Origin of the sequence: Mesorhizobium sp. M7A.F.Ca.MR.362.00.0.0 (genome assembly GCF_004023175.1) — a bacterium.
Lineage (GTDB): Bacteria > Pseudomonadota > Alphaproteobacteria > Rhizobiales > Rhizobiaceae > Mesorhizobium.
The window spans coordinates 1-1,883 of the sequence record NZ_RZTF01000664.1; the positions used below are offsets into that span (position 1 = coordinate 1).

A 1,883-nucleotide genomic window follows, 5' to 3' on the forward strand; every position below is an offset into this window, starting at 1 on the left:
GCGAATTGATGGACAGGCGCCCGAAAAAACTCTCCGGCGGACAGCGCCAGCGCGTCGCCATCGGCCGCGCCATCGTGCGCGAACCGCAGGTGTTCCTGTTCGACGAGCCGCTCTCCAACCTCGACGCCGAATTGCGCGTCCAGATGCGCGTCGAGATCTCCCGGCTGCACAAGGAGCTCGGCACGACAATGATCTATGTCACGCACGACCAGACCGAAGCGATGACGCTCGCCGACAGGATCGTCGTGATGCGCGCCGGCCATATCGAGCAAATCGGCCGGCCGCTCGATCTCTACGACAACCCCGACAATCAGTTCGTCGCGGGCTTTGTCGGCTCGCCGAAAATGAACTTCATCAAAGGCCGGGTCGTCGGGCACGATGCGCGTGGTGTCGTGGTCGAGCTGGCGGGTCAGGAGAAGACCTGCATCACGCAACCGCTGACCGGCGCTGCACCTGAAATGGGCAGCCCAAAAATCGGCAGCAAGGTCATTGTCGGCGTGCGGCCCGAACATTTCGGCAATGCCGGAGAGGGCGACGCCGACCTCGTGGTTGCCATCGACGTGGTCGAGCACCTGGGCGGCACAAGTTTCCTCTACGCCAGAACGGCCAACGGTGACGACGTGGTGATCCAGCGCGACGCGACGAAGGTTCCCGACACATCAGAGATCACCGTTTCCATCCGCAAATCCTACCTGTTCGACGAAAAAGGACTGCGGCTGCGCTGACCGCCGGCCCTTTCCAGCCTTCAAGGAGAATGACAATGACCGCAACCACGCCCATTCGCTGGGGCATCCTCGGCCCGGGCAGCATCGCCCAGTCCTTTGCCGGTGGCGTGGCCGCTTCGCGCACCGGAAAGCTGGTCGCCATCGGCGCGCGAAATCCCGCCAAGCCCGGCCTCGCCGAGAGTTTTCCCGGCGCCCGCATTCTCGACGGCTACGACGCGCTGCTCGCCGATCCCGACATCGATGCCATCTACATTTCGATACCGCATCCCGGTCATGCGCAATGGGCGATCAAGGCGGCCGAGGCCGGAAAGCATGTGCTGTGCGAAAAGCCGCTTGCGCTGACCGCCTTCGAAGCCGACGCCATGATGCATGCCGCACGCAAGGCCGGCACATTCCTCGGCGAAGCCTTCATGTACCGGCTGCACCCGCAGACCAAGAAGCTGGTGGACCTGATCAGGTCCGGTGTCATCGGCGAGATCAGGATGATCAAATCGAGCTTCGGCTTCGCCATGCCGGGCTTCATGCCGCAGCACCGGCTCTATGCCAACGATCTCGCCGGCGGCGGCATTCTCGATGTCGGCGGCTATCCCGTCTCGATGGTTCGGCTGATTGCCGGCGCGGCGCTCGGACAACCTTTCGCTGAGCCGGACAAGGTGGTCGGCACCGCCCATCTGGGCCAGTCCGGCGTCGACGAATGGGCCTCGGCGCTGCTGCATTTCCCAGGCGGCATTGTCGCCGAAGTCTCCTGCAGCATTTCGCTCAACCAGGACAATGTGCTGCGCATCCTGGGCACAAAGGGCCGTATCGAAGTGCCGGACTTCTGGTTCGCCGGCGGCAACCGCGACGTCGGCCTCGGCCGGATCGACATCATCGCATCCACCGGCGCGCGCGAGACCATCAGCGTCGACGAGAAGCGCCATGTCTATTCCTTCGAGGTCGACGCAGCCGGCGAGGCCATCCGCGCCGGCGGCCAAGAATTCGCCTGGCCTGGCATGGCATGGGCGGAAAGCCTCGGCACCTTGCGTGTGCTGGACAAATGGCGGGCGGCCGCCGGCCTCGAATACGGGATCGAGAAAGCCCAGCAGCGTACCAACACCATCTCCGGCCGGCCTTTGCGGTCCGGCGGCACGGCGATCGCCAAGCGCACCATTCCTGGCC

2 protein-coding genes are annotated in these 1,883 nt (G+C 64.5%); both read left to right on the forward strand.

Annotated features, from left to right (window positions below; all coding sequences use genetic code 11):
- The coding region (locus tag EOC06_RS36570; protein WP_128310071.1) for an ABC transporter ATP-binding protein at positions 1–725 on the forward strand (725 nt) is incomplete at its 5' end.
- Between the two features lie 35 nt (positions 726–760).
- Positions 761–1,883, forward strand: a 1,123-nt coding sequence (locus EOC06_RS36575; RefSeq protein WP_206631346.1) for a Gfo/Idh/MocA family protein, incomplete at its 3' end; no start/stop codon positions are given.